Genomic DNA, 25,837 nt, shown 5'->3' on the forward strand with positions numbered 1-25,837 from the left:
GGGTCAATCTGTCAGAGCTTCTAATACAGTGCGACGCTGTCAATCAGCATCGTTTCCTCGACATCCAAGATACCGAAGTGGTTTCGCCAATATATCTCTGTATGGAACCGAACCGGCAGAAAAATATCCTTGATTAATGAGAGCTTGGCATGTGCGGTTTTACTTTCCGACTGCCCGACGTAAATCAGCAGCTCATCCTTTTCTTCACAATTGGCGTAAATCGTAGAGTGAGAGAATATTTTACGCATCGTATCCTTAAGTAGGTACACCGCTTCGCCGGTCTCATACAAGCGCAAAATATTGCCCGCGATAATCTCTCGCTCCTCTTTGGTAAAAAGCCGGATATTTTCCTGTACCCGACTGCCGAAGAGCCCCTCTTCCAAATCACGCAATACAAAGCGAATGTGGTATTCGCGCTTGTTCATGCCTTGCGTCAGATCGATTTCCGCGAGCAAGTGGATGATGATGTCGAACAAGGTATGCCGGAGCTCTGCATCATCCGTGTAGTTGGCATCAAAAAGATCTCGGAAAATATCATCGAAGCGGTAATACGGATTCACCTCTACCGTTTTGTCCACCGTTTTGGCGTTGATCGCCTCATGACTCAGCTCCATATAGGGCGAGTACACTTTTGCCGCTTTGAACTGGATGTCTTTTTTGGCGATCCCGGCGCGTTGTGCACGAATAACCAAATCCCAGATGTAATTCAAGCCCATTCTCCTTCACACTTGTATTCAGGAAAATACATCTGAACCTCGGAGACGAGAAAGCTCATCATGTCCTGGAGAATAAAGCTGTTCTCGCCACGTCTCCTAAACCCGAGAGACATGATCTTTTTGTCATTTTCTACGCGGACGTTATCGCTAATGAAAGGATTCAAGCCGTAGGTGGCGGGAGGACGATTATTTTTTTCCCGAATTTCTGCATACACCAGCTCCAAATGCTCGGCTGCTTCAAAGGAATGAACGATCCGAATAATTTCCCCTTTTGCCCGTACCGTTATCGCTTGTTTCCGGGCATAGCTCCCGACGAAGCTGTTTTTACGACGATTGGACACCAATTCGTAATCGAGCCTCCCGATTCGGGTCGTGACAGGCTTCGTAATTTTGCATACATTCCAAATCCCCGATTTCTCCTGCGGCGAGACGACTGTCAGCTCCTCCGGCGATCGCTTGATGTAGCGAATCAGCTCCTCATCTCCATCCACCAAATACCCGTGCTCACTCCCCGTCTTACGTAACGACAGGACATGCTCGAAATTCACTCGGTCGATGGCGGGTACTGGAAAGCCAATGTTTTTCAAAGCTAAACGCTCGATGTTCCAAAGCGGGATGACGTCCAGCTTTTTATAAGGCTCCCACTCATCGAGAGTAATCGACATTTCCAGAATCTCTTCGTCTTCTGTAAACGTGCCCTCACACGCAACCAGAATGACATCAAAAAATTTGCTGGCGTATGGATGATTCACCGTTTTCCATGGCATCCCGTTCTTTTGAAACATGTTGTACAGCTTTTCCAGCTCATCCATATACAGACGACTTTGTTGCAGTCTCACCTCGATTGGAAAGTGGTTGCCAGCGGTTTTCAGGCGTCCCTTGAACGTTCGCTTGCTCATCATCAGCGCCTGTATCCGTTCGTAATCACACTCTAGAAAAATCGTCATCAGTACCGCTTCTTCCTGGTTGCTGAGCTTGACCGCCAGCTCTTTGCGGTCGCATAGCTTCTTTTCCTCATCGCCAGGGATCATCGGGTACAAGTACTCGTGGATCGGGTCGAAGTCATCGCGGTGACAGAGCGTCACGTAGATATCATGCTTCTCTTCTTTGTCCTCGATCTCGGAAAAGACACGCTCCTCCAGCTTCTTCTGCATCTCTTCCTGATACTCGACCAGATTGAGAAAAACACCGTTCATCAGCTGCTTCAGCAACCTCCGCTGCTCCAGCTCCTCCATTTTGTTTAAACGATCCAGTACGATCTCTTTCATGGCGTTGTCGCTGCCTCCTCCTGTGTCGGGTTGGCCGTGGCTGGTGGCGGAAGTTGCTGAGTCGCCGGAGCTGTCCCGGCTGGCGGGACTGCTTGGGGTGCCGGAGCTGTCTGGTAAGGTGGAGCTACCGGATTAGCCGGAACAGCCTGATTAACCGGAGCAGTCTGATTGGCCGGGGCTGTTTGATTGACCGGAGCCGTCTGATTAGCAGGAGCTGTCTGATTGGCCGGGGCCGTTTGATTAGCCGGAGACATCGGGTTGACTGGAGCCGTCTGATTGACCGGAACTGCCGGAGGTTGACTCGCAGCACTCGTCCCCTGCACAGGTGGCTGGCCTGCTGGCGCACCTGCTGATGGCGGAGCAGCAGGCGGATTCAGCTTCTCCTCCGCTTTCGTCACCTTGCGCTCCATCGCCAAAACTTTTTCCAGCACACCAATTTCCTGATAAATTTCCTGCGCCATCGTATACGATTGGATCGCTCCCTCGAAGTCTTGCGCCGCATAGCTCTCGTCGCCCTGCTTCTCCAGCTTGTCTCCGTCTAGCGTCTTCTTCTCCTTATCTATGCCAGTCTTTTTGGAAGCTACCTCGTCCAGCTTGGTGCGCAGCTCCTTTTCTCCCGTCACAAAAGACGTTTCCAACGCCAGCTTGCGCGCCTTTTGGTAATAGGCTTCTGCACCAGCGTAATCCTGCGCCTCAAACAAGAGATCGCCTTCTTTTTTCCACTGCATGACGAGTACATACGATTGCGTCTTTTCTTTTTTCTCCAAAATCTCCGGTTCGTTAAAATCTTCGCGCCCTTTCATTTCCTTGAGCGCCTTGTCGTATTTATCCAGTGCTTTGGCGTACTGCTCATCTTTAACAGCCGTATCTCCATCCACGATCAGCTGTGTTATGCGGATCTTTTTGGCCAAGAGGGCGGCCTGCACTTTGTTTTTGACGATATTCGCTGCATTCCGGGCATCGCTGTATGCTTTGAGTGCCTTCGGATAATCGCTCTCCGCAATGAAAGCGTCCCCGGCTGTTTCATGCTCGAACATCCCTGTCGCTGCATCTGCCATGCGTTCGGCTTCCTTCATCTTGAACAGCAGAGCCCCGCCTCCAGCCAGTGCAAGGACGAGAAGGATGAGCGCCACCCGTTTGATGATCCGCCATTTTTTTTGCGGGTCAGTCTTGAATATTTTGTTCGCAAAAATAGCGGCTGCCGTGTAATTATGGACGACATGCTCCTGCTTGCTCAAAAGCACGTCTTCCAGCGTATCGATCCAGGCTTCCGGATCTGTCGCCTCTTGGAGCCCGTCCTGCATTTCGGCCGGATTGACTTTCTCCCACAGACCAGGGGTAGCAAGCAGAAAAACATCACCGTCATAGAGCGGAAGCTTCTTGGAGACAAACGGGCGAAACTCATTGGGCGTCCCCAAATAGCTCAAGAGATTATGGCGCTCCTCATGCTGATCAAGCGCGTCCTCTGCGATTTCCTCCCCATCCACCATCTGTTGGGCAAGGCTCTGATCCTTGCTCTGCCATTGCAGACGACCATTGCGAAACTGATACAGCCTGGTGTTGCCTGCGACACCGTACCTCACTCTGGCATAGTCCGTTACGATTACGGTCAAGCTCGCCTTGAGCCTGACTCGATGGCTCTCGGCTTGCAGAACACGGTGCGCTTCCTGCAAATAGCGGCGAATGCGATAGCGCGAGATCGACGGCTTTTGCAAAAAGTAGCCCAGAACGCTTTTGGCCGCCAGCTCTGCACTCTCTACTTCCTGATCGTTGTCCAATCCGCGGGCGATTACCCAGCAAGCGATATCATCCAGCTCGGCGTAGGCAAAGTAATCCTTGTTGCGAACGAAGCTGCCTGATTCGGATAGAAACCCGGTAATGAATTCACTGTTGTCCTTTCTCATTCGTACTACCCGCTCCCCCGTTACCAGCCTTTTTCCAGGATGAGAATGGTTGCGTTGTCCTGATTGGCTTTTTGCTTGCTTTCCACTGCTTCAATGATTTGGTCAGCCGCGTCATGGGCAGCGATATTTTGAAACAAAATCTGCTCGAGCTCCATCTCGGTTAACGTATCGTAGACGCCGTCACTACACAGAATGACCTTGTCTCCCTTCTCAAGCGGAAACGGCTCACGTCCAATTTCAATATTTTGAAAGTTGTCGTAGCCCAAGTAGTTGATCAGCTGTTTTTTCTGCGGGTGCTCCAGCGCCTCGTCCTTCGTAATCTCTCCAGACAGAAAACGCGCCTCCAGCACCGATTCATAGATGTCTTTTTGATTGATCGGGATGAATTCTCCATTCCGGAAAACGGTAATGATACTGTCTCCAACCGCTCCCCAATGCAGCTTGTCCTGTACAATCACGGCTGCGACCAGCGTCGTTCCACCCCGACTCCCACGCAGCGCTTGCAAAATCTCCGAATTGGCAAGGGAAGCTGCACGGGAAAAAAAGAGGGACATGTGCTTCGGATTGTCCAGCTTGGTAAACTCGCGGATAAACGTAGTCACGGCAAGCGTAGAGGCAAGTCTACCGTTAGCCAGCCCGCTGATCCCATCCGCCAAAACCGCAATCGTCCCATGAGAGGATGTTGACGTTGAAAAATAATCATCCTGTTCTTCTCGCCTGCCGATCGTCTGTCCATTTCCGATCTGGATGACAGGATTCATTTCTTGCCGAACCCAAGCTGCACGCAGACGAAACAAGAGAGTAATGGCGACGATCACGCCAAGGACGACCAGATACGGGATTACGCCATGTTGAAACATGCTCATCATTCCTTGCCTTTGTTGGAGTTGTCCCACTCAAAGTGAACGCCGCACAGCGGTATGAAAATAAATGTACTATTTCCGAGCTGAAGTACATCGTACGCAGTAAGCTCGACAGGCGTGTACACCGCTTCATTGTTATGGTAGGCAAGCCCCGACGCATCACCCGGGAGCAAGTAAAAGTTGCGTTTTTTCGGATCGTAGACAATCACCGCATGATTGCGGCGAGAGATCGTGTTGTCCCCGACGATTCGGATGTGCATATCCTCTGCGCGACCGATGAAGTTTTTCTCGGCCATAATGCGGTAATCTTGACCTTGCTGCGGCCCCTCAATACATACCAGCCACCCGGTGACAGGCTCGATGCCTTCTGTTTCCCCTAAATACGGCATCGTCTTATCATCGTCTGCCACTCTCGCTGGTGCTTTGTTTTCCGGTTTTGCCCCAGGCTCAACGACCATGCTGCAATAAGGGCAGGTGCTTCCGTGTTTTCTGGTGCTAAACATGTGACCATTCGCGCATCTTGTCAAACTCATTCTTCTGCTCCCCCGTTTCGTTCCGTGCAATGACTTTTCATAATTGTTCAAAAAGTCGTCTTTTCAGCATCGAGAAAATGGCGAGAACCTGAAGAAGGAGGAGCGCAGTGTAGGGGACCTACATGAGCACCGGACTTCAAAGGTGAACGTCAGTTTCGATGTCGAATAAGCTTTGAGGACGACTTCATGATCAAAAGATGACTTTTTGAACTACCTCTTTCTTTATTTCAGCAATAAGCGGGTGTTGGCTATGTATATGACGTCGCCAGCCTTTACTTTATGCGGCTGTTCGATCTCCAGCTTGCTCTTGTCGCGTTGATTCGGCTGCTTGATGCCTGTGCCGTTTTTGGAATGTATATCCTCGATGAACCAGTTCCCGGACGCTTGATTCAGTACGGCATGCTGCTTGCTGATCAAGGCGGCGTATTCGGCGTCTGCCAAGTCGATGTCCACTTCGTTTTGCGAGGAGCTTTTGCCAATTACGAGGGACGTCTCCCCCTGGATGAACCATTCCTTCACGCTTTCTCCCTCTTCATCCAGCAGCACTAGCTTGCTGATGCCATCCTCTTTCTGTGGCTCCGGTTCTTCGGGGCTTCCGAATTTGACGATAATGACCCCGAACAAAAAGAGCCCGCAAGCAATTCCTGTAAAAATTTTCAGGGCGTTGCTGTCCGTATAACCAAAAACATAAATAAGTGCACTAATCACAAGAATGGCAATTAACAGCTCAATGAGCTTCACCCTGATGGACTTTTGGTACCCTTTTTTCTTCGCCACATCTATCCCCCTAATCGAACGACCACTACAAACTCATGTTCAAAAATTTGTCTTTTCAGCACCGAGAAATTTACGAGAACCTGAAGAAGGAGGAGCGCAGTGTAGCGGAGCTACATGAGCACCGGACTTCGAAGGTGAACGTAAATTTCGATGTCGAGTCAGCTTCAAGAACTACCTCGTGATCAAAAGACGAATTTTTGAACTTCCTTTTAAGAAAAATGCTCCGAGCTTTGGGTGAATGGTGTAAGTCTGGACATCCATCCCAAGACAGGAGCAGGTTGCTACTACCTCTATGTCAAGAAAGAGCTGTCATCCAAGCCCGATTTTTCCATCTTATTTTTTCTTCATGCGAAAAAACTGTTCAAACACATCCGTCGTGTCCAGTGGATTTTTCTTGCCGGATTTCATGCTGTTCGGATTAATCTCGCCTGTCTTCGGATGAAAACCAAAAAAACGTTCAAAGGTGCTCCCCAAATCCTCCAGATTCACACCTGGTGCAGACTGTGCTTGCTGTTTGGCTTGTCCTGGTCTCGTGCTGCTTGTATGGCCGGTCTGTTGTTTCTTCTGCTGAAAAGCTTCATATCGCGTATCGTACGCTTCGCGCAAGGCCGGGTCCTGCAACGTCTGATAGGCCTCGGTAATTTCTTTAAAGATTCGCTCTGACTCACTGCTCCCGGCATTCACATCCGGATGATGCTGCTTTGCCAGCTGACGGTATGCTTTTTTGATGTCATTCGTGGAAGCCTGTTTGGTTAGCCCCAGAATTTCGTAATAATTTTTCATGCTCGCACCCTCTGTCTGGCATTGATTTTGGTTATTTTGTAGAGCCGTACCTCGAACACGGCTTTCAAGGTACGGCTCTTCCTACCTGACTTCGTTCAAAACCTAAACGGAGTAGCCGCCTTCGATTTTGGTGAGCTCGGTTTTGTCTTTCTTTTGCTTGATGAAGAGGCTGAATGTACCTACACCCTCGGTATCACCGAAGCTCTCGTTATAGTCCACAACGAATGCGTTCGGGAAGTAGATTTTGCGGATCACTTGATCAGCAGCGATTACTTCCAGTGTCACTTTGCGGTAGCAATCCGCTTTTTCTGCTGGTACCAAAGACCAGAGAGCCAGCTTCATGGTGTCATCGGCACTGTCGCCGTCTGTTGCCGTGATGATTTTGCCAGTCAGCTTCAGTGTTGCACCCACATCTGTGGAGCGCGCGTTGGAATCGTCTGGCGTGTCAGTGTCGTACTTCACTGTCTGGATGTTGTCCATGCCCAGCTCAATTGTTTCAGAACCTTCTACTTTGAGTCGGAAACCCATAAATAAAACCTCCTTGGAATGATAACTTGCTCTCGAGTTGCCGGTTTGGCTTCGAGGCTTATGTGTAAGGGTGCGTTTGGGAAAACACACCTCTAACCACCTGCGTAATGTGTAATAAAACCTATATCGATGCCATTCGTGGAGGAGCGACCGCGTTTTAGCGGAAAGTTTTAATGCGCTCCGGAATTTATTTATATAAATTCCTATACGTTCAAATAGCTTCATAAACAGCTCTCCAGGGGACGGGCGCTATGCTTTGACCGGAGTCGTTCCTTTGGTGATGGTGACCTCCAGGTTTTTCACATTGCCGTTAAACACCAGATCGATATGGCACAGGTTGCTCTTGTCATCGATGATGTAGCTCATGTCATCCCCATCGTGAATGATGGAGTTCACGAAGCCGCGTGTGCCCAGCCACTTGCTCTTTTGGCTGCTCGGATTGTTGCTGAAGAACTTCACGATGTTGTCGTGTTTGAAATCACCGGTCTGGAAGCGGAGAATCCGCTCGATATAGGTGCTGACCAGTGTTTTGTAGATAGAATCAAAGCCGTCCTCTGCCATAGCGAGGCTGCGTGCCTTGTACACCGTGATTCGCTTGATGTCTTTGCCTTGGATTTGTGCATTTTCCGAAGAGAAGACGAATCCAAAGTTTTTGCGATTGATCGAATCCTTGATGTTGTTGGTGAAGCCGGAGATTTCCTTGGCCATCGTGGTGACAGCACGCAGTCCATTTTCACCTGCTTCGATGTCAAAACGCACACCCGGATATTCGCGGCTAACGACTTTGAATGCTTCGCGCAAGTATTCTGGGCACTGGTACGCTGCCACGACACCTGCCGCTACATAGCTGGCACCGACATAAACACCCTCGATCCACAGCTTCAGGATGTCTTCTTTTTCCTGGGACAGCTTCACGCCGTCTTCGGTTTGCAGCATTCTGCTGTCGATGACAACCCCTGATTTGTCTTTCGGAATAATGGTAAAGTTCGGAATGCAAGGGATCGCGAACTCACTGAACTCTTTGCGCACCAGGATTCCGCATTTGTCGATGTACTTATCAATACCCGCTGTCGCCATGCTGTTGAAGGTCGTTTCTTCACCGGTACTGAAGCTGAAGAACACTTGTACCTTGAAGTCCTTGACAACCTGGAGCAGCATCGTCAGAGATTCCATCGTATTGCCATCCTGCTTGACGACCTTTTCGTTCCCACGGAAACGCTCGCGAGTCACTTTTGCTTTTCCGGCGGAATCCATATCAACAGATGGCACGATTCCGAACCAAATCGTATCCGTGAAGTCATTTTTCGCGTTGACCGTGTTCAAATAAGTCTCCAAACGTGGAATGTTGCTGGACTTCACGAGCATGTCGAGCTTCGTATTCGTGATCAGCATGGCAGGCTGCATGCCTTTGTTTTTGGTCACGTACTGATCGAAGAACATCTTCACGCCCAAAATTTTCTCGACCAAAGGCTTCACGGTTTTCACGAAGTCATCCTTGGCGTTTTTGTAAAACTCCAGATAAGTATTGTAGTTTTGTACTTCTGTCTCGATGTTGACTTCGGTATGTACCGTCGGCAGTGGGCAGAAGGTGCGCACTACAAGATCTTTTACATAGGAGGATGGCGTCTCTGTGATCGACTCGTAATCCTCTTCGAACACGTTCATGAGTCCGTTTCCGCTGTTCTCATCGAGAACCATCAGCTCGCGGCTGTCGTTCTTCGGTGCTTCGATGATTTTGAGCTCCCCGTCCTCTCCAATCGTCAGCATCCCGATCTGGATGGCTTCGGATTGGTTCTCTTCTTGCGCACCGCCCAAGAGCAATCGTGTTTTGATATCTTCAATCGCCAGCGGCAGCATCGCCATGACGTTGTTGTAGTTTTTGCTCGCATCCTCGAACATCGTGTTCAGCTTGTCGCCTAGATCGAGCTTCTTCGGATCGCCTTCGTCGAGCTTCTCGTAATGGCCGTACAAGTAGTGAATCTCTTTGCGCACCTGGCGGATGTCATCCATCACTTTTTTCGGGGAAATCATATCGAGCAAATTCTCGAATTTGAAATCCACGTTTGTGATCCCTTGGCTACGCTTCGTATCGATCAACGTAAACAGCATTTTCAAAAAGTCGTTGCTCTGATCGATCTTGATCTCGGAAATAGCGTCCTCTGCAATTCCCTCAGGCTTTTTCAAGGTGTACATCACTTTTTGGTTCGCTGCATTGTAGAACGAATACACACTCGGGGAGAACTTGTCCAAAAACTCATCGAAGCTGCGTACGAGAAGATGCTCGTTGATCTCTTTGATCTTGTCGTCGCTGAGACTGTCGATGCCTTTTACATCTCCAACAATGGTGATCAGGTCCAATTTTTCCGGGTTAATCTCTTCGAACAGCATGGTTCGGTTGGTCTGGTTAATAATGTCCATAAATGGCCCCTTTCTGTTGTCTGCATAACCACTTAGTCCTACTTGATAGAAGATGAGTCCTACTTCTCGTAATAAATTACATTTCGTGACATTTATACCAAAAACAAACAAAAAATCTTGCCTCTAAATTAAACTTTGCCCGCATATTTTGTCAACATTCCGCGGATTGCGACAAATTTCCTATATTTTGAAGACCATTCTCAGTATTTAGACCCATTTTATTCCACAAATCTTCCTTTTCTTGGATTCGCGTTTTATGCTGAAGACACCGAGTCTCCTTTCCTAGTTCTTCGAAAAAATGGCGAGATGCCTTGATTATCTTCTTTCGTACTAGGAAAGAAGCACAAGAACTGATAGATACTTCTCCCTAGTTGCCGCTGGGGAGCCGTCAACATTCACCATATCATTACATAAATGGGTTTAATTAACTTTTATATACATCGGCAATATTTATCCGATCTTTTATACGATCAACCATTTATAGGTAAATCGTCCCATTTTAGTAAGTTGTGAACTTTTTTAAATTTTTTTCGGAAAAAGGTGAATGTATGTACAAAAATCGTCAGTCTACCATCTCTCTGCCGCCACTTTTTCGAATGGTGGTCATCGGACTGCTCCTCCCTATGCTCTTCTTGTCCGCTCCCCTTTCTGCAGGGGCAAATGGAACAGCGGATGCGGGAGTAGATGCGGTCTTTGTCATTGATACGAGTAATTCCATGAACAAAACGGACTCTGGCAAAACAGCCGCAGAGGTCATGAGTATGTTCATTGATATGAGCGAGGCCACCCGTACTCGAATTGGCTTTGTCGCTTATAATGATCGGATTGTACAAGCTCAGTCGCCCGCAAGCATGGCCGAAGCAAGAGATCGGGAGCAACTGAAACGAACCATTCAAGGGTTGCGTTACTCCGGGTATTCCGATTTGGGACTTGGTTTGCGCAGAGGGGCAGAGATGATTGAAAAAGCAAAGGACCCGGCACGCAAGCCATTTTTGATCCTTCTGTCAGACGGGGGCACAGATTTGCGGCAAAATGCGAATGGCAGGAGTGTAGCAGCCTCCAACAAGGACGTGGAATCTGCTATCGCGAAGGCAAAGGCGCAGGACTATCCGATCTATACGATTGGCCTTAATAATGATGGCTCCGTACAAAAGGAACAGCTAAAAAAAATTGCGGAGGCAACAGGCGGAACGTCTTTTGTCACACAGAGTACGGATGATCTGCCAGAAATCTTCAACCAGATTTTTGCCAAGCACATTCAATCGCAGCTCGTATCCGTGGCGGCAATGACAGCTACCGGCGGCTTGCAGGAAGTGACCGTTACAATTCCCAACGCTAGCATGCAGGAAGCAAATATTATCCTGTTGTCCAACTTCCCGCTGCTGGAATCGCAAGTGTACTATCAATCGCAAAATGTGCATTTTATTCAATCCAAAAAATACTCGCTGATGAAAATAGAAAAGCCAAAGAAGGGCAAATATCTCGTCAAATTCAGAGGCAAACCCGGAGATTTGGTGAAGGTCAATTTACTGGGGAATTACAGCTTGAAGGCAGGTGTAGAGGTCAATCCTGAGCCTGTGATCAAGGGGAATCCTGCCACGTTTACTACCTACCTCCACCATTTGGAGGATGGCAAGCGACTGGCTGACAAAGATGTGTACGCATCCATGCAGGCAGAATTGATCGTGAACGATTTGGTGGGGAAAAAAGAAGAGAAGGTCCCGATGAAGAACCTTGGAGATAGTTTTACAGTCGACTATGTCTTCCCTCACACTGGCAAGTACGAGTGGAAAATCTTTATGAACGGCCCTGACTTTTATCGAGAGACCGCTGTAAATGTGTATGATATCACGAATATGGCGCCAGTCGCCACATCCGTCAATACGCTGACGATCGAGAAGGAAAACGGTGAGCAGGCCATCGATTTGGGTTCGTTCTTTACCGACGCCAATAACGACAAGCTGACCTATACAATCGTTACCGCTGATCCGGACGAGCGTTTTGCCGCCACGATTGAAGATACGTCTCTGAAGCTGTCACCAGAGAAAAGCGGCACGTCCGAAATCACCATCACCGCCACAGATGCTGAAGGAGCTGCCGTCACAGGTTCGCTTGTCATTACCGTGCATTCGGTATGGGATCGCTACATCACCATCGGCATCATCGTTTTGCTCGTAGCTGCAATCGGATATGGTGTTTACCTGCTCACACGTCCAAAGCCTGCCTTTGTCGGGCGGCTGGAGGGATACTTCCTGCACACGGCAAGCGGCAACGACATCCCTGTCAAGTTTTGGCCCCTCGCCTCTTTTGGCAAGAAACAGCGAATCACGTTGCAGGAGCTGTTCACTAGTCTGGATGTGAATGAGCATTTGCCTGAAGCACAGAAGATTTACTTCCAGCCAGGCAAAAATCAGACCTTGCTGTTGGTCAATCATAGTCACTGCACGGTAGAACGGGGCAAGGAAACCATGCCCCGGAATAAAAAGCTCGTCCTCCAATACAATGACAAGGTGTATGTGACCTTCGAGGATCGGATGACTGAGATCGAAATTCGCTTTAAGAAGTAGTTCAAAAAGTTGTCTTTTACACAGATTTTAAGAAATCTTCTATTGAGGAAGCTTCTTAAGAGATAAGCGAGCCTTCCCCTTCCAAATCAGATGCTCCGCACGAATGGCTGTCGCAAACAGCTTGAGTGTGGGGCATCTTTTTTTCGAGTCGACGGCCAATCCCCACATAATGACATTCGCTAGCAGCAGTGGAACCTCGGGGTTACGAGTTCGAATTGACGGCAAGCCATCCTCAATGACTCTAGACGCCACATCAACTGGGCGCTCTTTGGTCAAACAGTAGTACAACGTGGCAGCCAAGCTGTATAGATCCGAAACCACCCCTTGCTTGGACTGACCCGAGTAAAACTCAAGCGGTGAATATCCTTCTGTCGTCATGATCGGCTTGGGCTCATCCTTTTCGAAATAGATCGCGGAGCCAAAATCGATTAGTACAGGCTTGCCAGCTTCGGTGACCAAGATATTTTTGGGCTTGATATCGCGGTGAATGATGCCTTTTTTGTGCAAATAGTCCAATCCGTCAACCAAGGGAAGAACCGTCTGATGCAGAAATGCTCCCAAATCCAGCTCGTGCTGGGCCAATACATACTCATCCAGCGTCTTCCCCTTGCAATACTCCACGACGAGATAGCCTGTGCCATTGTCGGCAAAATGATCGACATATCCGATGATATTTGGATGACTCTGCTCTTTGTGCAAGGTAGCTTCCTGCCAAAAGCTGTCTAGTAGCCTCTCGAATTTGCCTTTTAACGAAGGTGTACGACAGATAACCTTCACATGATCCAAATCTCGCATCGCCAATGACTGTGGGAAAAACTCTTTGAGAATGAGCGTCCTCTTGCTTTTCAAATGGTAGACCACATACACATTCGACAGCTCACTTGTGGAAATGGTCTTTTTGATCCGATAGGCTTTTTGCAGGATCGTTCCTTTTTTCAGACCTCTTTCTCGTTCTACCTGTCTCACGGCATGGCCCCCTATCTTTCCTCTCAAAAAATGATAACGAAAGATGGGGGATTCTGGCAAGACTTGCTGTTCACTCCAATTAGCAATGTGAGGTTAATGGGAACATAAAGTTACCCTTCAGCAATGACTTTTTCGTTAAAACGAACAAAGCATCATCATCATTTGGCATAATGGTTGCTGTCATGCCCTCGATTGTAAAATCAGGTGTGAAAGAAAATACCACTTTTTTCGTTGCTTCCTTCACTATGCTCGCTAATACAGCTTCCATATTGGGTGCATATAGCGAAATGATATCGATAATACGCAGAGTATCCTCTTCCTCCTCCATTAGCACAATCGTTTCTAAATCTTCCACATAGAAAATAGCTTCACGAAATACTAATGTGAAATAAAATAGTAATAAACTTTCATTATGTTGAACATCTAGAGTCATTGAGTTTACATGGCGATTTTTCGCATATTTTTCAAGCAATGCAAGATCATTTTCAATAGTAAGCTGCTTTACTTTCGCATCCATATTCATTTGAATGGAGCTTTTTGCCAGGTCTACGCTAAACTCACTTTCATTTAAACGTGTAAAGCCAAACTTCGGGTAAAAATCCAAAACAGTATCATTCGCAAAAAGATACATGAAATCACACGTATTTTCGTGTTCTATCATGATATGCTGCATTAATTGCTTAGCCAAACCTTGATTGCGATAATTTTCATCGGTCATTACTGTACCAATCTGAATCCCTTTATACCTTTTCCCATTCATAATGATTGACATTTTATTAATCGAAGCATTTGAGATAACCTTACCTTCATCTACAAATGAATACGGTATATATTTGTCAGTCCAATACCCTTTGTTGTACCAGTCACGAAAATCTAATCCGAAAGTTTTCATAGCTAAGGCATTAAAACTCTCCTTCAAGCTTTCATTATTACGATAATCACTTACTAATTCATATTTTTCCATTTCTATTCCCTCCCATTTTTGTTTCACTCCTCCTAAAAACAGAAAAAGACCTTATGAGAATAAACTCATAAAGTCTTCTATACGCAAAAAATAAAGGTAACCAGCCTAAAGCTAGTGCTTGTTTATTTGCTTATATGGATTAGACATTATATCGCTTCTCTTCATTATCGCAAAAGGGCATCACTAATAAATCTATCATTAGATGATAGAATAGCCCTCCTATTAAATTCCTTGGAATTTATTTTGCGATAATAAGTTTAAGCATAAAAGTCTAATCTCCCTTCTGTTTTTAAGATTGAAGCTATATTATCACCTTTTTAGATCTTTGTCCCCCATTTATTTCATGAATTTTTTGAAACCAAGAGATGCCGCTGCCCCCATAAATACTGGCCGCGCTGATAGAACGGAAGGGCGATAAAGGTCAACAGCATAAGGATTGCGAAGATGAGAGGCCCTTGCCCAAAGCCGAGCACCTGAAGCAAAACCCCGCCAATCCACGCGCAGACACTCTGTCCAAGGAAAGCAAAGCCACTTGCTCCGTAATACGCTCCGCGCAAATGCTGTGGCGCAATCTCTCCGATCAGAACATCCCCGACGACGAAGCATAAGATTTCCCCAATCGTAAACACCACCATCGACACGGAGAGCCAGAACAAATTCGTGAACAACCCAAATCCGAACAGGCCCAGCCCAAACAATAGACAGCCCAGCTTCAACGCGGTCATCGATGAGTACCGCTTCATGAATTTGGCGAGCGGATATTGAAGCGCCAAAACCGAGATGGTATTTACTACGAATAAAAATGAATACGCCTCTATCCGATCATGCCCAATATACTGGGAGAGTGTTGTGTCCAGATGGGAGTAAGCACCGGCGACGAACAAATTCCCGAGTAGCAAGTACAGAAATACTTTGTCCGTAAAAACTATTCGCGCCATCTGATTCATTGTGATCGGCTCAGCAGCTGCATTCTTCTTCAACTGTTCCTTGAACATGACCATAAACACGACTAACATTGCTGCATACACGGCAAAAATGACAGCAGTGACGAGAAACGGCAGCAAGGATGTGCTTCCTGCCCCCAACTGCAAACCGATTAACGGGCCGATTGCTCCCCCCAGGTTGATCGCAAAATACCTGGCGTTAAAAACAGCTGAACGCTGATCATCCGGCGTAACATCCGCCAGCAGGGCGCGGGCAGTCGGTTCAAATACGTTGCGGAAAAGACCATTCAATGCACTTAAAGCAAAGAACATCCACGTATCAGTCGCAAAGACGAAGCCGATCAACACAACACTCCATGCTCCCATTGCGGTGATCATGACTGGATATCTACCCAATCGGTCTGATAATGCTCCCCCTGCAAAGCTGCTAATCGTTCCCACCAGTAAGCTGAGTGCCAGGATCGAACCGACTACTGCCGGATCAATTCCTTTTACCTTTCCTAAATAAATGCCCAAAAACGGAAGCGTCATAAAAAAGCCTGTGCGCGACAAAAATGTTCCGATGATGACACCCCATGCCACCGGATGAAATCGATTTTTCCCCATCTCTCTTCCCCATTCCCGTTTGTTCTCTCTCGTGTTATCTTCAGTATATGGATCTGGAAAAAGGGTAAAAAGGGTTCGATTTGATTCAATCCTGTCACCTTTTAGAGAACGCATTTACTGAGAAATGGGGGCCAGTATGGTTACCGTTCTGCATTTTTTAGAGCTTCGTTCGATTTTTCATCAAGAAGAAATCGGGAAACCATTCCCCGTTACGATTGAAAAGCTGTCCGGAATCTGGCATTGTACGCCTCGCTACGCCAAGCTGATTGTCCGCAAGCTGTCCGAGCAGAATTGGATCGAGTGGAAGGCTGGGCGCGGGCGGGGGAATGTCTCTGTCATGACGCTTCATGCTGATTCGGATGAAATCCTCCTCGCCGAGGTCAAGCTGCAAATCGATAAGGGTGACGTCAGAGAAGCGATGGAGCTCATGAATCGCTACGGAAAAGCAGCCGTCAAAGACCAAATCATGGATTGGCTCTCGGAAGGAATGGGCTTCTCCAGCCAAACGGTATCGAATCGTTCCCAAGATATCATGCGCTTTCCCGTGTACCGCACAATTGTGACACTGGACCCTGGCCTGGTTTACTACCACTTCGATGCACATCTGGCGGGACAAATTTTCAATACGCTCGTCCATTATGATCAGAACAGTCGGTCTATTTTGCCCTCCATCGCCCACTCGTGGGAAAGCAGTCCTGATGCTACAGAATGGACCTTTTATTTGAAAAAGAACGTGCTTTTTCATCACGGACGGGAACTGACGGCTCACGATGTCATTTTTTCCTTGAATCGGCTTCGCTTGCATCCAGACACCTATGAAGCAAGCTGGATGTTTCGTGACATCGAACAGCTCATAGCTATCGATCACAGAACCGTTCGCATTGTGCTAAAAGAACCGAATTACTTGTTATTGCGATTGTTGGCGACGATCCCCGCAAGTATTGTTCCTGAGGACATCGTGGGACATGATGCAGGTGGCTTCGGGGATAAGCCGATTGGAACGGGGCCATTTCAACTGGCGCGTCTTGACGAGGGGATTTGTATCTTGGAGGCATTTCCAGGCCATTTCCTCGGGAGACCACAGTTAGATCGGGTGGAAATCTTAATCTTCCCCGAGCTGGACATGGGACGCTTAAAAGAACCAAATTGGGCGTCAGTGATGGTATCACATGGGGTCCAGACGAAAGCACAAGCACTGAAGGAAGCTGTTATCCGTAACGCCGAAGATTGGTGTGATACTGAAGCGTTTTTTTCCTGCTGTAATTTGCTCGTTTTTAACCAATGGAAGAGCGGTCCGCACAATCACCTCAAATTCCGTCAGGCGCTCGATCAGCTGATAGATCGGGAGCAAATGATCGCCGACTTGGGTGGAGACCGAATTTACCCGGCAAAAGGATTCCGTACGTATCATCCGGCGTTAAGAGAAGTGAGAGAGACATCGAATGAGCGTCTCAGTCATGCCGAGATTATGTCTCTGCTACAGGAAAGCAACTATCAGGGAGAGACGCTACTCCTCGTGACGACACCCTACCACGAAGAAGACGCGCTTTGGATTCAAGAACGATGCAGCTCTTATGGTATTCGCGTGGAAGTCGATGTGAGAGAGCCTTCCGAATTCGCCAATCGAGAGTGTTTACCCGAGCATGACTGTCAGTTGTATGGCAACGTGTTTAGTAGTGATCAAATAAGCGAACTGGAGATGTATTTGCAAAAAAATTACTTTCTCCCGGCATTCGATGAATCATTGGCTCGGGAGATTAACCAAGAGATTTTCTTGACTTTTCAGGAGCCAGACAGACTTATGCGGGAGCACCATCTCGCCAAGATCGAGGCGATGATCAAGGAAAACTGTGCAGTCTTATACCTGGTTCAGAAAAAGACTTTTACATCCTTCCACAAATCACTGCGGGGCGTGTCAGTCAATTCGTCAGGGTGGTTGGACTTTCATAAGATCTGGTTTCAGCCGGAGGCATTGCAGGAAGCGGAGCGATAAGGGATTTAGATGGAGCAGATCAACGAAAACAGCGGCGGATTAGGAAGAGAAGCGTTGCATTCCTAGACTGCCGCTAAGTTAAAACAAAAAGAATGGTAGATTAGACAGTTTGACCACGTAGTTGTTCGAAGATGTGCTATTTAATCAGCACTAAGATTTGATTGTTTCCTGTCCGTTTCATTACTCGATAACCCGAGCCCGAAGCCGTTGCGATCCCATCATCGTTCGGCTTGCAATACCCACCCGCCCGGCACGTTCCATCGTCGTGAAGAAGCAGTTTCCCGATAAGACCGACAGCTACCCAGTTGGGCATGTCTCTGCGCGTCTTACATTTTTGGTTCGGGTCCCAGTATGGATTAATTTTGGGCCTCACCTCTGTTCGTTCAGGTATGATTATGTTCCCTTCCCCATCAGTTACTGATGGAATCACAACCTCGTGATATTGTTTCCGACTCCACTCATCGAATACGAACTTGCTGCATCCCGGATCTTCCAAATCGGCCAAAATTGCAGGGTTGGAGCTTGTCACCCCCAGAATGTAGTCGTCGTTTGAAGTTGCTTTGCGAATGGTTTCACTATCTCCGTCAAAGGTAACAAAAAAACCTGCATCAATCGGCTGGCCATCCGCTGTTTCAAACATTTCGGCAAAATCGCAAGCGCCGGCGGCTATGTTAAACGCTGAAGCTGTCACGGACGAGTCGAAACACGCACTGCCATTACTCAAAATTTTGGCAACGACTCCCGTTATGTCACACGGAACTACCCCATTGACGAGATACCAGGAAAACGGCAAATCTACCGCAGGATTAGGAGAGCCGTTAGTCCCCATTACATGCGCTCCCACAAGTAAACCGGCACATGTATTACTTCCTTCCGTATGAGAAAGGTTTCCGTTCGCAATCGTTCTAAATCCCTCCGCATGAGATGCATCTCCAAAGGCACTTGTCAGATTCCCTTCGGCATGGGACGCAATTCCACTAGTAGATGTACCAAAACCCTCGGCATGGGACGAATCTCCATGAGCAGATGTACTACGACCCTCGGCATGGGAGTCATTACCGATTGCCAGTGTCAAACTTCCTTCTGCATGGGAAGCAAATCCTCTGGCCTCTGTCGAATTACCTTCTGAATGGGAGGCAATACCTATTGCCTCTGTACCTCGACCCTCGGCATGAGAGTCATTTCCACTGGCCACTGTCGAACTACCTTCTGCATGGGAAGCAAATCCTCTGGCCTCTGTACCTCGACCCTCCGCATGGGAAGCAAATCTACTGGCCACTGTCGAACTACCTTCTGCATGGGAAGCAATTTCTCTTGCCTCTGTATTTGAACCCTCCGCATGGGAAGCAGTTCCACTTGCTGTTGTGTTTTCCCCCTCTGCATGTGCAGCATTTCCACTTGCCGTTGTGCTTTCCCCTTCCGCATGGGAAGCACGTCCCCCTGCCGTTGTGGAGATCCCCTCCGCATGAGCTGCCAGTTGAGTTGCGGTTGTCAAAAGACCCTCGGTATGGGAAATCAGTCCGCTTGCGATCGTGCCCTTCCCTTCTGCATGCGATTCGTCCCCGCTTGCCGTCGTGTTGAATCCTTCCGCATGAGCGGCAATACCGCTTGCTGTTCCTCCGATTCCTTCTGCATGAGCTCCAAAATTACTTGCTATCGAGTTGGATCCTTCCGCGTGCGAGCATTTACCGCTGGCTCTAGTATTGCACCCTTCGGCGTGGGAACCATCTCCACTTGCAACCGTGCCGATCCCTTCCGCTTCAGAGCACTTTCCGCTTGCATTCTCATTGCAACCGTGTGGCATTCGATACCCCCCTTAAATTAAGAGTTCTTATATCATATGCCATGATAGAAATCGCAGATTAGACAGTTTGACCACGTAAAAGGTGGAAGTTGTTTTTGCTTCTGTCATTCGTAATCACTGTACTAGCAGGAAGCCTTGGCGAGAAATACACCTACACAAAAAAGCAATCCAAGAGCGACCTTGGACTGCTTTTTTCTAACAAAAACTATTTCGACTGGTGATAAACCTCTTTACCTCCAACGAAAGTCATCGTCACGTCAAATTGTTCATTCAATACAGTGATATCCGCATCGTAGCCTGCTGCCAGACGTCCTTTTCGCTCACCCATACCGAGGATGCATGCTGGTGTCGAGGAAGCCATTTCCACTGCATCTGGCAAGGCAACACCGCTCAGTGTCACCATGTTGCCGACGGCCCGATTGAGTGTCAGGATACTTCCGGCAAGTGTTCCATCTGCGAGCTTCGCCTGATTGTCGTGAACGTGAACCTCTTGTCCGCCGAGGTCGTAGGTCCCTTCTCCCATGGCTGCTGCCCGCATGGAATCGCTGACGAGCGCGAGCCGTTCTGCCGTTTTGACCCGGTACAAAATCTTCATGACCGCCGGATGAACATGGATGCCATCTGCGATCAGCTCCGTGCTCAAATGCTCGTGATACATGGCGGCGCCAACAACTCCCGGCTCCCGATGATGCAGCCCTGTCATGGCATTGAAGCAGTGCGTAAAATGGCGCACACCCGCATCTATCGCTTCCGTTGCTTGGGCAAACGTAGCTCCGGTATGTCCAGCAGATACGATGACATCACGTTCTTTTAACCAAGCAATCGCTTCAAGTGCTTCGGGCTGCTCAGGGGCAATCGTTACGACCTTGATCAACCCTTCTGCCAGCCCGTATAGCTTTTGCACCGCGTCGAGCTTTGGTATCGCGATATTCTCTTCTTTTTGCGCTCCCTTGTAACGAGGATTGATCCACGGGCCTTCCAGATGGATGCCGATCGTTTGTGCACCCGGCAACCCTTCCTTGCTGTTTTGTGCGATGTTTACCAGCACCTGCTCCAGGTGATCATAGGGAGCCGTCATCGTCGTCGCCAAAAAAGACGTCACCCCATGTCGCGCAAGTGCAGACGAGATGGCCTGAAGTGATTCCGGCGTCCCGTCCATCGTGTCGTATCCATTAATCCCATGCATGTGCATATCCACGAATCCAGGGCAAATCCAGCCATTCTCTACTGTGACAACATGCTCTGGCAAAGCTTTGGCATAAGCTGCAGCCTCACCTGCATATGTGATTGTTCCATTCATCACGACTACAAGACCGTCATTGATTTCCTGTCCATCTGCGACAATGTTTCCCTTGAGGGCGTATTCCTGATTCAAGTTGATTCCTCCGTCTTTGGCGTGGCTTTCGTTGCGCGCTTATTCTACTGGGGCTGCCCCAGATTGCTGCAAATTCTCGTCGTCTCCGCTCCCAGCTTTTCAACCAGCTCACTCGCACTGATTTCCTGGCTGAGTGACGCTGCCTGACCTGCCCACATCGACATGAACGCACTTAACTGCTGCTTGCTCGCTGCGGCTCGAATATCTTTGGTCAGGGCATTTTGTACCGGATAAGTCGGGAGCTCGTGATCGAATGGAGCGAGTGTTGTCATGAACTCATTTTGAATACCTCTTGCCCATTTTCCAGAGAAGGCACGCGTCATCACGATAGACTCTTCGCTCGCTTCCAGAATGGCTTTCTTGTGCAGGACATGTGCTCCGCTCTCCTTGCACGTCAGAAATGCCGTTCCGAGCTGTGCGGCCTGTGCACCTAGCGCAAGAGCAGCTGCGATCCCTCGCCCGTCCATAATTCCACCAGCTGCGATCACGGGAATCTTCACTCGATCCACAATTTGCGGGACGAGTGCCATAGTGCCGATCATATTGCTTGGTGAATCCGGCAAAAAGGAACCGCGGTGTCCGCCTGCCTCGCTGCCTTGGGCGGCAATCATATCGACTCCACTCACTTCCAAGGCAATGGCTTCGCGAACGGTCGTCGCTGTACCGATGACAGTAATTCCCCGCTGCTTCAACTCTGCCATCAGGCGATGATCCAACACGCCAAAGGTAAAGCTGAAAACAGCAGGCTGCTCCTCCAATACAACTGCCATCTGCTCGGCAAACGGCTCTGTAAAATGAGTCACCTGTGGGTCGTGCGGAATGCCCAATCGATCTCGCACATCATTCATTGCCTGGGCAATTCCCTCTGCAATCGGCTGCTCGGCGTCGAAGTCTTCCGGGATAAACAGATTCACGCCGAATGGTTTGTCCGTCAATTCCCGGATGGACTTGATCGCCTCACGAATCTGCTCAGGAGTCATATACGCCGCGCCGAGCGTCCCGAGTCCGCCTGCTTCGGAGACGGCTGCTACCAATGCAGGTGTCGTCGCTCCCCCTGCCATCGGCGCCTGAATAATCGGCCATTTCAAATGTAAACGCGAAGTGATAGGATTGTTTGTCCACATATATTTCCACTCCTTTTTATTCGTTTACTTGCTGATTGATTGGTCGTCGTTGCGAAGCACCTCAAGAAACTGAGCCAGTACGCGAGCGGTTAACCCCCAGATGACACGCCCGTCCATCTCGTAAAACAAATGCTCGACTGTCCCTTTTCGCCACGGATACCGCTTGCCACCAGGGATCAGATGGAAAGGAAAATCCTCTTCAGGCTCGGTCATGACAGAGGAAAGATACTTCGCTGGCTGCATTGCCAACAAACGATCGAGTGGAAGGATAAAGACCTCTCCGACCTCATCTGGATTCGGCTTCATGTCCGTGATTCCTTCCACGAATCCAATGTAAGGGGTAATGATGGAGGAGCCTGGCCCAATCACCTGATCCAGCTCGCCTATATAATGAATCCGCTCAAGTGGAATCCCCAGCTCCTCGCTTGTTTCACGAGCAGCCGTCGCCCATCGGGATTCGTCACTCTTCTCGGCTCGTCCTCCCGGAAAACAAACCTCGTTCGCCTGTCGCCGCATGGTGCTGGCTCTTTTTTCAAACAAAATGCCCAACTGATTGTCTGCCATTTTGAAGAGCGGAAGCAAAACACTGTATGCGCTGCTCGTTCCTTGTTCACGTTCTTGCAATCTCTTGGATATATCCATGATGGCAGGATCAAGAGAAGCCTTACATGGTTCTTGCGATATGTACTGGGAGACCTCGATCAAATTATCGTCCGGATCACGCAAATACACCGAGCGTATCGGTCCCGTAGCCCCTGTTTTTTGAACGGGTCCCTCCACCAAATGGCCGCCGCATGCGTTGATATGCTGAATGACTTGCTCGAGTGGTAACGATGTGACCAGACACAGATCAGCCGAACCTGCCATCGGCTGCTTTGCTTTTGGCTCGAATTCTTCTCCGATTTGATGCAGATTGATTTTTTGCTGGCCGAAGTGCAAGGCCCTCCTGTCGTCGCCAAAGGTAACAGCCTTCATACCCAAGACTTTTTCGTAAAAGTGACAGGTTGCTTCGATGTCTTTTACCGTCAAAACCAAATGGTCTAATCGATCGATCATATGCCTTCTCCTTCTCGTCCCGATACATGCTCATGCTGTTATTATAGCAAACACAAGGCCGTTGCTTCTTCTCCCCATTGTCCTCCAACATTTCCCTCATTTCAATTCCCAAATTGCCGCGTACATAATAAGAAAGACCTATGAAGGTCCTTCTGAAATGAGTCAACATAGTGGAGGAGAAGAAAAAGCACAGTTCTCTCCGACTCTGACACGCCAGCAGGGGGGATTCTCACTTGCTTTATTGGTTCATCGATACCTTTTAAAACGTAGAATGATCATTGTGATTGTTCTTTCAAAATGACACAACTGCTGTCTCAGAACTAATAACCGCCTATCTAAAGTATACGGGCTTGCGCACACACAAAAATTATACTTTGCTGATATTACAAAAAACGAGCGTTTCCCTCGTAACTAGAAGGGAAAACGCTCGTTTTTTACCACACTTCCACCTATGCTTTTGAACGTGCGAGCAGGTACAAGAAATACGGAGCACCGATCACGGCTACAACAATACCGGTCGGAATCTCCGACGGCTGCATGATCCAGCGGCCAATCGTGTCTGCCACGATGACCAATAGTGCACCAGTCAGCGCTGATGTAGGCAGGAGCATCTCGTGCTTCGGCCCCACCAATCTGCGAGCCAGATGCGGACCGATCAAGCCGACAAAACCGATACCTCCACTCACTGCCACGCAGGAAGCGGCAAGCCCGACTGCGGCAGCCAGCAGCTTCAGTTGCTCTTTGGCAACAGGTGCGCCCAAGCCCTTCGCCAGCTCTTCACCCAGATTGAGTACGTTCATGACACGTGCTTTGTAGAAAACGAACGGGAGTAAAATCACGATCCACGGAAGCAACGACAGAACGAACTTCCAGTTGGTTCCCCAGATGCTTCCAGCCAGCCAGGTCGCCACGAACTGATACTTGTCCGGACTCAGCTTCAGCGTCAAGACGATCATCGCCGCACTCATCCCAGCTGCTACGGCAATCCCCGTCAACACGATCCGAGTCGGAGATAATCCCTTGTGCCTTTTATAAGACAGGACGAAGATCAGCGCTGCAGTTACGCTGGCTCCAAGCAATGCCAGAACAGGCAGCAGAAAAACAGGTGCCGCAGACGTTGATGGGTAAAACGAAATGAATAGCATCACCATCAAGCCAGCACCAGCGTTGATCCCTAAAATACCAGGTTCAGCCAATGCATTGCGGGAGATCCCTTGTATGATACAACCTGATACGGCAAGCCCTGCCCCAATCAGGAGAGAGATAACAATCCTCGGCAGTCGGAACTCAAACAAGATCAGGTTTTGTTTGTCTGTTCCAGAACCGATCAACGTCATGAGCAAATCATTTGGCGACAATCGTATGTAGCCCGTGTTCATACTGATAATAAAAGCGATGAAAATGAGGATCGCCAGTATCGTCATTACCACAAAAGCTCTGTTTCTCTTGCGGGTTTGGTATTGGGAAACAATATGCTGCATGATTACAACTCCCTTCTTTCTTTACGCGCCAAGTAAAGGAAGAACGGCACGCCGATTAGTGCAATAAGTGCCCCTAGCGGCGTCTCATACGGTGGATTGACCATTCTCGCTGCCAAATCGGCGAATACGACGAGCAAGCTACCCAAAATGGCTGAGCACGGAATGATCCATCGGTAATCTACCCCAACTAAAAAGCGAGTTAAATGCGGCACGATCAAGCCCACGAAGCCTACAGCCCCGACAACAGCTACTGCCGATCCAGCCAAAATCAAGACGATGACCATACCAGCCAGTTTGACCAATGCCGTCCGCTGGCCCAATCCTTTGGCGACGTCTTCACCAAGACTGAGCATCGTAATGGAACGCGACAACATCATAGCCCCAATCAACGCTGCGAGAATCCATGGAAACATGACTTCAAGCTGAAACCATTTCGTTCCCGCCACACCGCCTGCATACCAGAAAGCCAGATCCTGTCCGATTTTAAAGTAAAGGGCAATTCCTTCGCTTAACGCAGACAAAAGAGCAGTCAATGCGGCACCCGCCAAAACGAGACGTACCGGAGTCAATCCACCTTTTGCCAATGACCCAATGCCGTATACCATGCCCGCCCCAATTCCAGCTCCCAAAAAGCTGTACATAATCAGGTACATGAACGGAAGACCTGGGAAAAAAGCAAAGCATAAGGCCAAAACAAACCCGGCACCTGCGTTCAATCCCAGCAATCCGGAATCTGCCAGCGGGTTGCGGGTCATCCCTTGCATGATGGCGCCTGCTACAGCGAGGCTGGCCCCGACCATCGCGCCCCCAAGTAATCGCGGCAAACGAATCTCCTGAATAATTTGGTGTTGCGTAATATCAGGATTAAAGTGAAAAATAGCTTCCCATACGACAGCAAAGTGGATGTCGGCTGCTCCAAATGACACAGACAAAAACATCCCCAGAATTAATGCGAAAACCCCGCCCGTCAAAATCAGCGTAGCTGCCCAAGGACGAGAGCGAAACGAAACCGGCTTCCCGTTATTCCCCTCTTGCAGGGAATGTGCGTGTTGACTCATACTTGCCACCTTTTTTCGTTAGTATGGAGCTGAGTTGTTTTTGTTGATATTGATTCTTATTATCACATTTGAATTTTAGGCGATGTATGAAAATAGTGTCAATGGACAA

General features: G+C 48.6%; 20 protein-coding genes. 2 read left to right on the top strand and 18 right to left on the bottom strand.

What is annotated here, in order from left to right:
- Positions 1-20 precede the first annotated feature (20 nt).
- From AB1L17_RS07795 to AB1L17_RS07835, 9 genes are all read right to left on the bottom strand, one after another.
- Positions 21-716 carry an iron-dependent peroxidase gene (locus AB1L17_RS07795; RefSeq protein WP_412846469.1) on the bottom strand — a complete coding sequence of 232 codons (696 nt, stop codon included), beginning with the start codon at positions 714-716 and terminating at the stop codon, positions 21-23.
- Complete coding sequence (locus AB1L17_RS07800) at positions 707-1,984, bottom strand: normocyte-binding protein (protein ID WP_412846470.1); 1,278 nt, start codon at positions 1,982-1,984, stop codon at positions 707-709. Before AB1L17_RS07800 ends, AB1L17_RS07795 begins: the two co-directional genes overlap by 10 nt.
- Positions 1,981-3,888 carry a PP2C family protein-serine/threonine phosphatase gene (locus AB1L17_RS07805; RefSeq protein ID WP_412846471.1) on the bottom strand — a complete coding sequence of 636 codons (1,908 nt, stop codon included), beginning with the start codon at positions 3,886-3,888 and terminating at the stop codon, positions 1,981-1,983. The genes AB1L17_RS07800 and AB1L17_RS07805 overlap by 4 nt, the downstream gene beginning before the upstream one ends.
- Positions 3,889-3,908: 20 nt before the next feature.
- Positions 3,909-4,748, bottom strand: a complete 840-nt coding sequence (locus tag AB1L17_RS07810) for a PP2C family protein-serine/threonine phosphatase (protein ID WP_412846472.1) — start codon at positions 4,746-4,748, stop codon at positions 3,909-3,911.
- Between the two features lie 5 nt (positions 4,749-4,753).
- The gene (locus AB1L17_RS07815; RefSeq protein WP_412846473.1) at positions 4,754-5,284 is read right to left on the bottom strand and encodes an FHA domain-containing protein; all 531 of its coding nucleotides are present in this window, start codon (positions 5,282-5,284) and stop codon (positions 4,754-4,756) included.
- A gap of 222 nt (positions 5,285-5,506) precedes the next feature.
- Positions 5,507-6,061, bottom strand: a complete 555-nt coding sequence (locus tag AB1L17_RS07820; RefSeq protein WP_412846474.1) for an FHA domain-containing protein — start codon at positions 6,059-6,061, stop codon at positions 5,507-5,509.
- Between the two features lie 333 nt (positions 6,062-6,394).
- On the bottom strand, positions 6,395-6,844 hold the full coding sequence (locus AB1L17_RS07825; RefSeq protein ID WP_412846475.1) for a J domain-containing protein: 450 nt from the start codon (positions 6,842-6,844) through the stop codon (positions 6,395-6,397).
- A gap of 102 nt (positions 6,845-6,946) precedes the next feature.
- A complete protein-coding gene (locus tag AB1L17_RS07830; protein ID WP_412846476.1) occupies positions 6,947-7,372 on the bottom strand; it encodes a membrane-associated protease 1 in 426 nt (141 codons plus the stop codon).
- A gap of 249 nt (positions 7,373-7,621) precedes the next feature.
- Positions 7,622-9,790 carry a transcriptional regulator gene (locus AB1L17_RS07835; protein ID WP_412846478.1) on the bottom strand — a complete coding sequence of 723 codons (2,169 nt, stop codon included), beginning with the start codon at positions 9,788-9,790 and terminating at the stop codon, positions 7,622-7,624.
- Positions 9,791-10,338: 548 nt separating this feature from the next.
- On the opposite strand from AB1L17_RS07835, the gene AB1L17_RS07840 reads away from it, so the two are divergent.
- The gene (locus AB1L17_RS07840) at positions 10,339-12,357 is read left to right on the top strand and encodes a VWA domain-containing protein (protein WP_412846479.1); all 2,019 of its coding nucleotides are present in this window, start codon (positions 10,339-10,341) and stop codon (positions 12,355-12,357) included.
- 39 nt (positions 12,358-12,396) lie between these two features.
- Here the strand turns inward: AB1L17_RS07840 and AB1L17_RS07845 are convergent, their stop codons facing one another.
- From AB1L17_RS07845 to AB1L17_RS07855, 3 genes are all read right to left on the bottom strand, one after another.
- Positions 12,397-13,323 (bottom strand): serine/threonine protein kinase, encoded by a 927-nt coding sequence (locus AB1L17_RS07845; RefSeq protein ID WP_412846480.1) that lies wholly within the window; start codon positions 13,321-13,323, stop codon positions 12,397-12,399.
- Between the two features lie 79 nt (positions 13,324-13,402).
- Positions 13,403-14,287 carry a GNAT family N-acetyltransferase gene (locus AB1L17_RS07850; RefSeq protein WP_412846481.1) on the bottom strand — a complete coding sequence of 295 codons (885 nt, stop codon included), beginning with the start codon at positions 14,285-14,287 and terminating at the stop codon, positions 13,403-13,405.
- 341 nt (positions 14,288-14,628) lie between these two features.
- Complete coding sequence (locus AB1L17_RS07855) at positions 14,629-15,837, bottom strand: MDR family MFS transporter (protein ID WP_412846482.1); 1,209 nt, start codon at positions 15,835-15,837, stop codon at positions 14,629-14,631.
- Positions 15,838-15,973: 136 nt separating this feature from the next.
- Here AB1L17_RS07855 and AB1L17_RS07860 point away from each other — a divergent pair, with 136 nt between their 5' ends.
- Positions 15,974-17,830, top strand: coding sequence for an SgrR family transcriptional regulator (locus AB1L17_RS07860; protein ID WP_412846483.1), 1,857 nt, complete (start codon positions 15,974-15,976; stop codon positions 17,828-17,830).
- Positions 17,831-17,966: 136 nt separating this feature from the next.
- Here the strand turns inward: AB1L17_RS07860 and AB1L17_RS07865 are convergent, their stop codons facing one another.
- The 6 genes from AB1L17_RS07865 to AB1L17_RS07890 form a co-directional block, all read right to left on the bottom strand.
- Positions 17,967-19,634 (bottom strand): peptidase G2 autoproteolytic cleavage domain-containing protein, encoded by a 1,668-nt coding sequence (locus tag AB1L17_RS07865; protein WP_412846484.1) that lies wholly within the window; start codon positions 19,632-19,634, stop codon positions 17,967-17,969.
- 205 nt (positions 19,635-19,839) lie between these two features.
- Positions 19,840-21,009 (bottom strand): N-acetylglucosamine-6-phosphate deacetylase, encoded by a 1,170-nt coding sequence (nagA, locus tag AB1L17_RS07870; protein ID WP_412846485.1) that lies wholly within the window; start codon positions 21,007-21,009, stop codon positions 19,840-19,842.
- Between the two features lie 44 nt (positions 21,010-21,053).
- Positions 21,054-22,133: an NAD(P)H-dependent flavin oxidoreductase gene (locus AB1L17_RS07875; protein ID WP_412846486.1), complete on the bottom strand. Its 1,080-nt coding sequence runs from the start codon at positions 22,131-22,133 to the stop codon at positions 21,054-21,056.
- Between the two features lie 24 nt (positions 22,134-22,157).
- On the bottom strand, positions 22,158-23,189 hold the full coding sequence (locus tag AB1L17_RS07880) for a VOC family protein (protein WP_412846487.1): 1,032 nt from the start codon (positions 23,187-23,189) through the stop codon (positions 22,158-22,160).
- Positions 23,190-23,638: 449 nt separating this feature from the next.
- Entirely contained in the window at positions 23,639-24,670 is a 1,032-nt protein-coding gene (locus AB1L17_RS07885; RefSeq protein ID WP_412846488.1) for a FecCD family ABC transporter permease, read from the bottom strand.
- Between the two features lie 2 nt (positions 24,671-24,672).
- Positions 24,673-25,728, bottom strand: coding sequence for a FecCD family ABC transporter permease (locus AB1L17_RS07890; protein WP_412846489.1), 1,056 nt, complete (start codon positions 25,726-25,728; stop codon positions 24,673-24,675).
- Positions 25,729-25,837 lie beyond the last annotated feature (109 nt).

Source organism: Brevibacillus jepli (genome assembly GCF_047229145.1).
Classification (GTDB): Bacteria; Bacillota; Bacilli; order Brevibacillales; family Brevibacillaceae; genus Brevibacillus.

What these genes read in the sequence shown, in the direction of transcription:
- AB1L17_RS07795 (WP_412846469.1), bottom strand. Translation starts at nt 716, where the DNA reads ATGGGCTTGAATTACATCTGGGATTTGGTTATTCGTGCACAACGCGCC.
- AB1L17_RS07800 (WP_412846470.1), bottom strand. Translation starts at nt 1,984, where the DNA reads ATGAAAGAGATCGTACTGGATCGTTTAAACAAAATGGAGGAGCTGGAG.
- AB1L17_RS07805 (WP_412846471.1), bottom strand. Translation starts at nt 3,888, where the DNA reads ATGAGAAAGGACAACAGTGAATTCATTACCGGGTTTCTATCCGAATCA.
- AB1L17_RS07810 (WP_412846472.1), bottom strand. Translation starts at nt 4,748, where the DNA reads ATGTTTCAACATGGCGTAATCCCGTATCTGGTCGTCCTTGGCGTGATC.
- AB1L17_RS07815 (WP_412846473.1), bottom strand. Translation starts at nt 5,284, where the DNA reads ATGAGTTTGACAAGATGCGCGAATGGTCACATGTTTAGCACCAGAAAA.
- AB1L17_RS07825 (WP_412846475.1), bottom strand. Translation starts at nt 6,844, where the DNA reads ATGAAAAATTATTACGAAATTCTGGGGCTAACCAAACAGGCTTCCACG.
- AB1L17_RS07830 (WP_412846476.1), bottom strand. Translation starts at nt 7,372, where the DNA reads ATGGGTTTCCGACTCAAAGTAGAAGGTTCTGAAACAATTGAGCTGGGC.
- AB1L17_RS07835 (WP_412846478.1), bottom strand. Translation starts at nt 9,790, where the DNA reads ATGGACATTATTAACCAGACCAACCGAACCATGCTGTTCGAAGAGATT.
- AB1L17_RS07840 (WP_412846479.1), top strand. Translation starts at nt 10,339, where the DNA reads ATGTACAAAAATCGTCAGTCTACCATCTCTCTGCCGCCACTTTTTCGA.
- AB1L17_RS07850 (WP_412846481.1), bottom strand. Translation starts at nt 14,287, where the DNA reads ATGGAAAAATATGAATTAGTAAGTGATTATCGTAATAATGAAAGCTTG.
- AB1L17_RS07855 (WP_412846482.1), bottom strand. Translation starts at nt 15,837, where the DNA reads ATGGGGAAAAATCGATTTCATCCGGTGGCATGGGGTGTCATCATCGGA.
- AB1L17_RS07860 (WP_412846483.1), top strand. Translation starts at nt 15,974, where the DNA reads ATGGTTACCGTTCTGCATTTTTTAGAGCTTCGTTCGATTTTTCATCAA.
- AB1L17_RS07865 (WP_412846484.1), bottom strand. Translation starts at nt 19,634, where the DNA reads ATGCCACACGGTTGCAATGAGAATGCAAGCGGAAAGTGCTCTGAAGCG.
- AB1L17_RS07875 (WP_412846486.1), bottom strand. Translation starts at nt 22,133, where the DNA reads ATGTGGACAAACAATCCTATCACTTCGCGTTTACATTTGAAATGGCCG.
- AB1L17_RS07880 (WP_412846487.1), bottom strand. Translation starts at nt 23,189, where the DNA reads ATGATCGATCGATTAGACCATTTGGTTTTGACGGTAAAAGACATCGAA.
- AB1L17_RS07885 (WP_412846488.1), bottom strand. Translation starts at nt 24,670, where the DNA reads ATGCAGCATATTGTTTCCCAATACCAAACCCGCAAGAGAAACAGAGCT.
- AB1L17_RS07890 (WP_412846489.1), bottom strand. Translation starts at nt 25,728, where the DNA reads ATGAGTCAACACGCACATTCCCTGCAAGAGGGGAATAACGGGAAGCCG.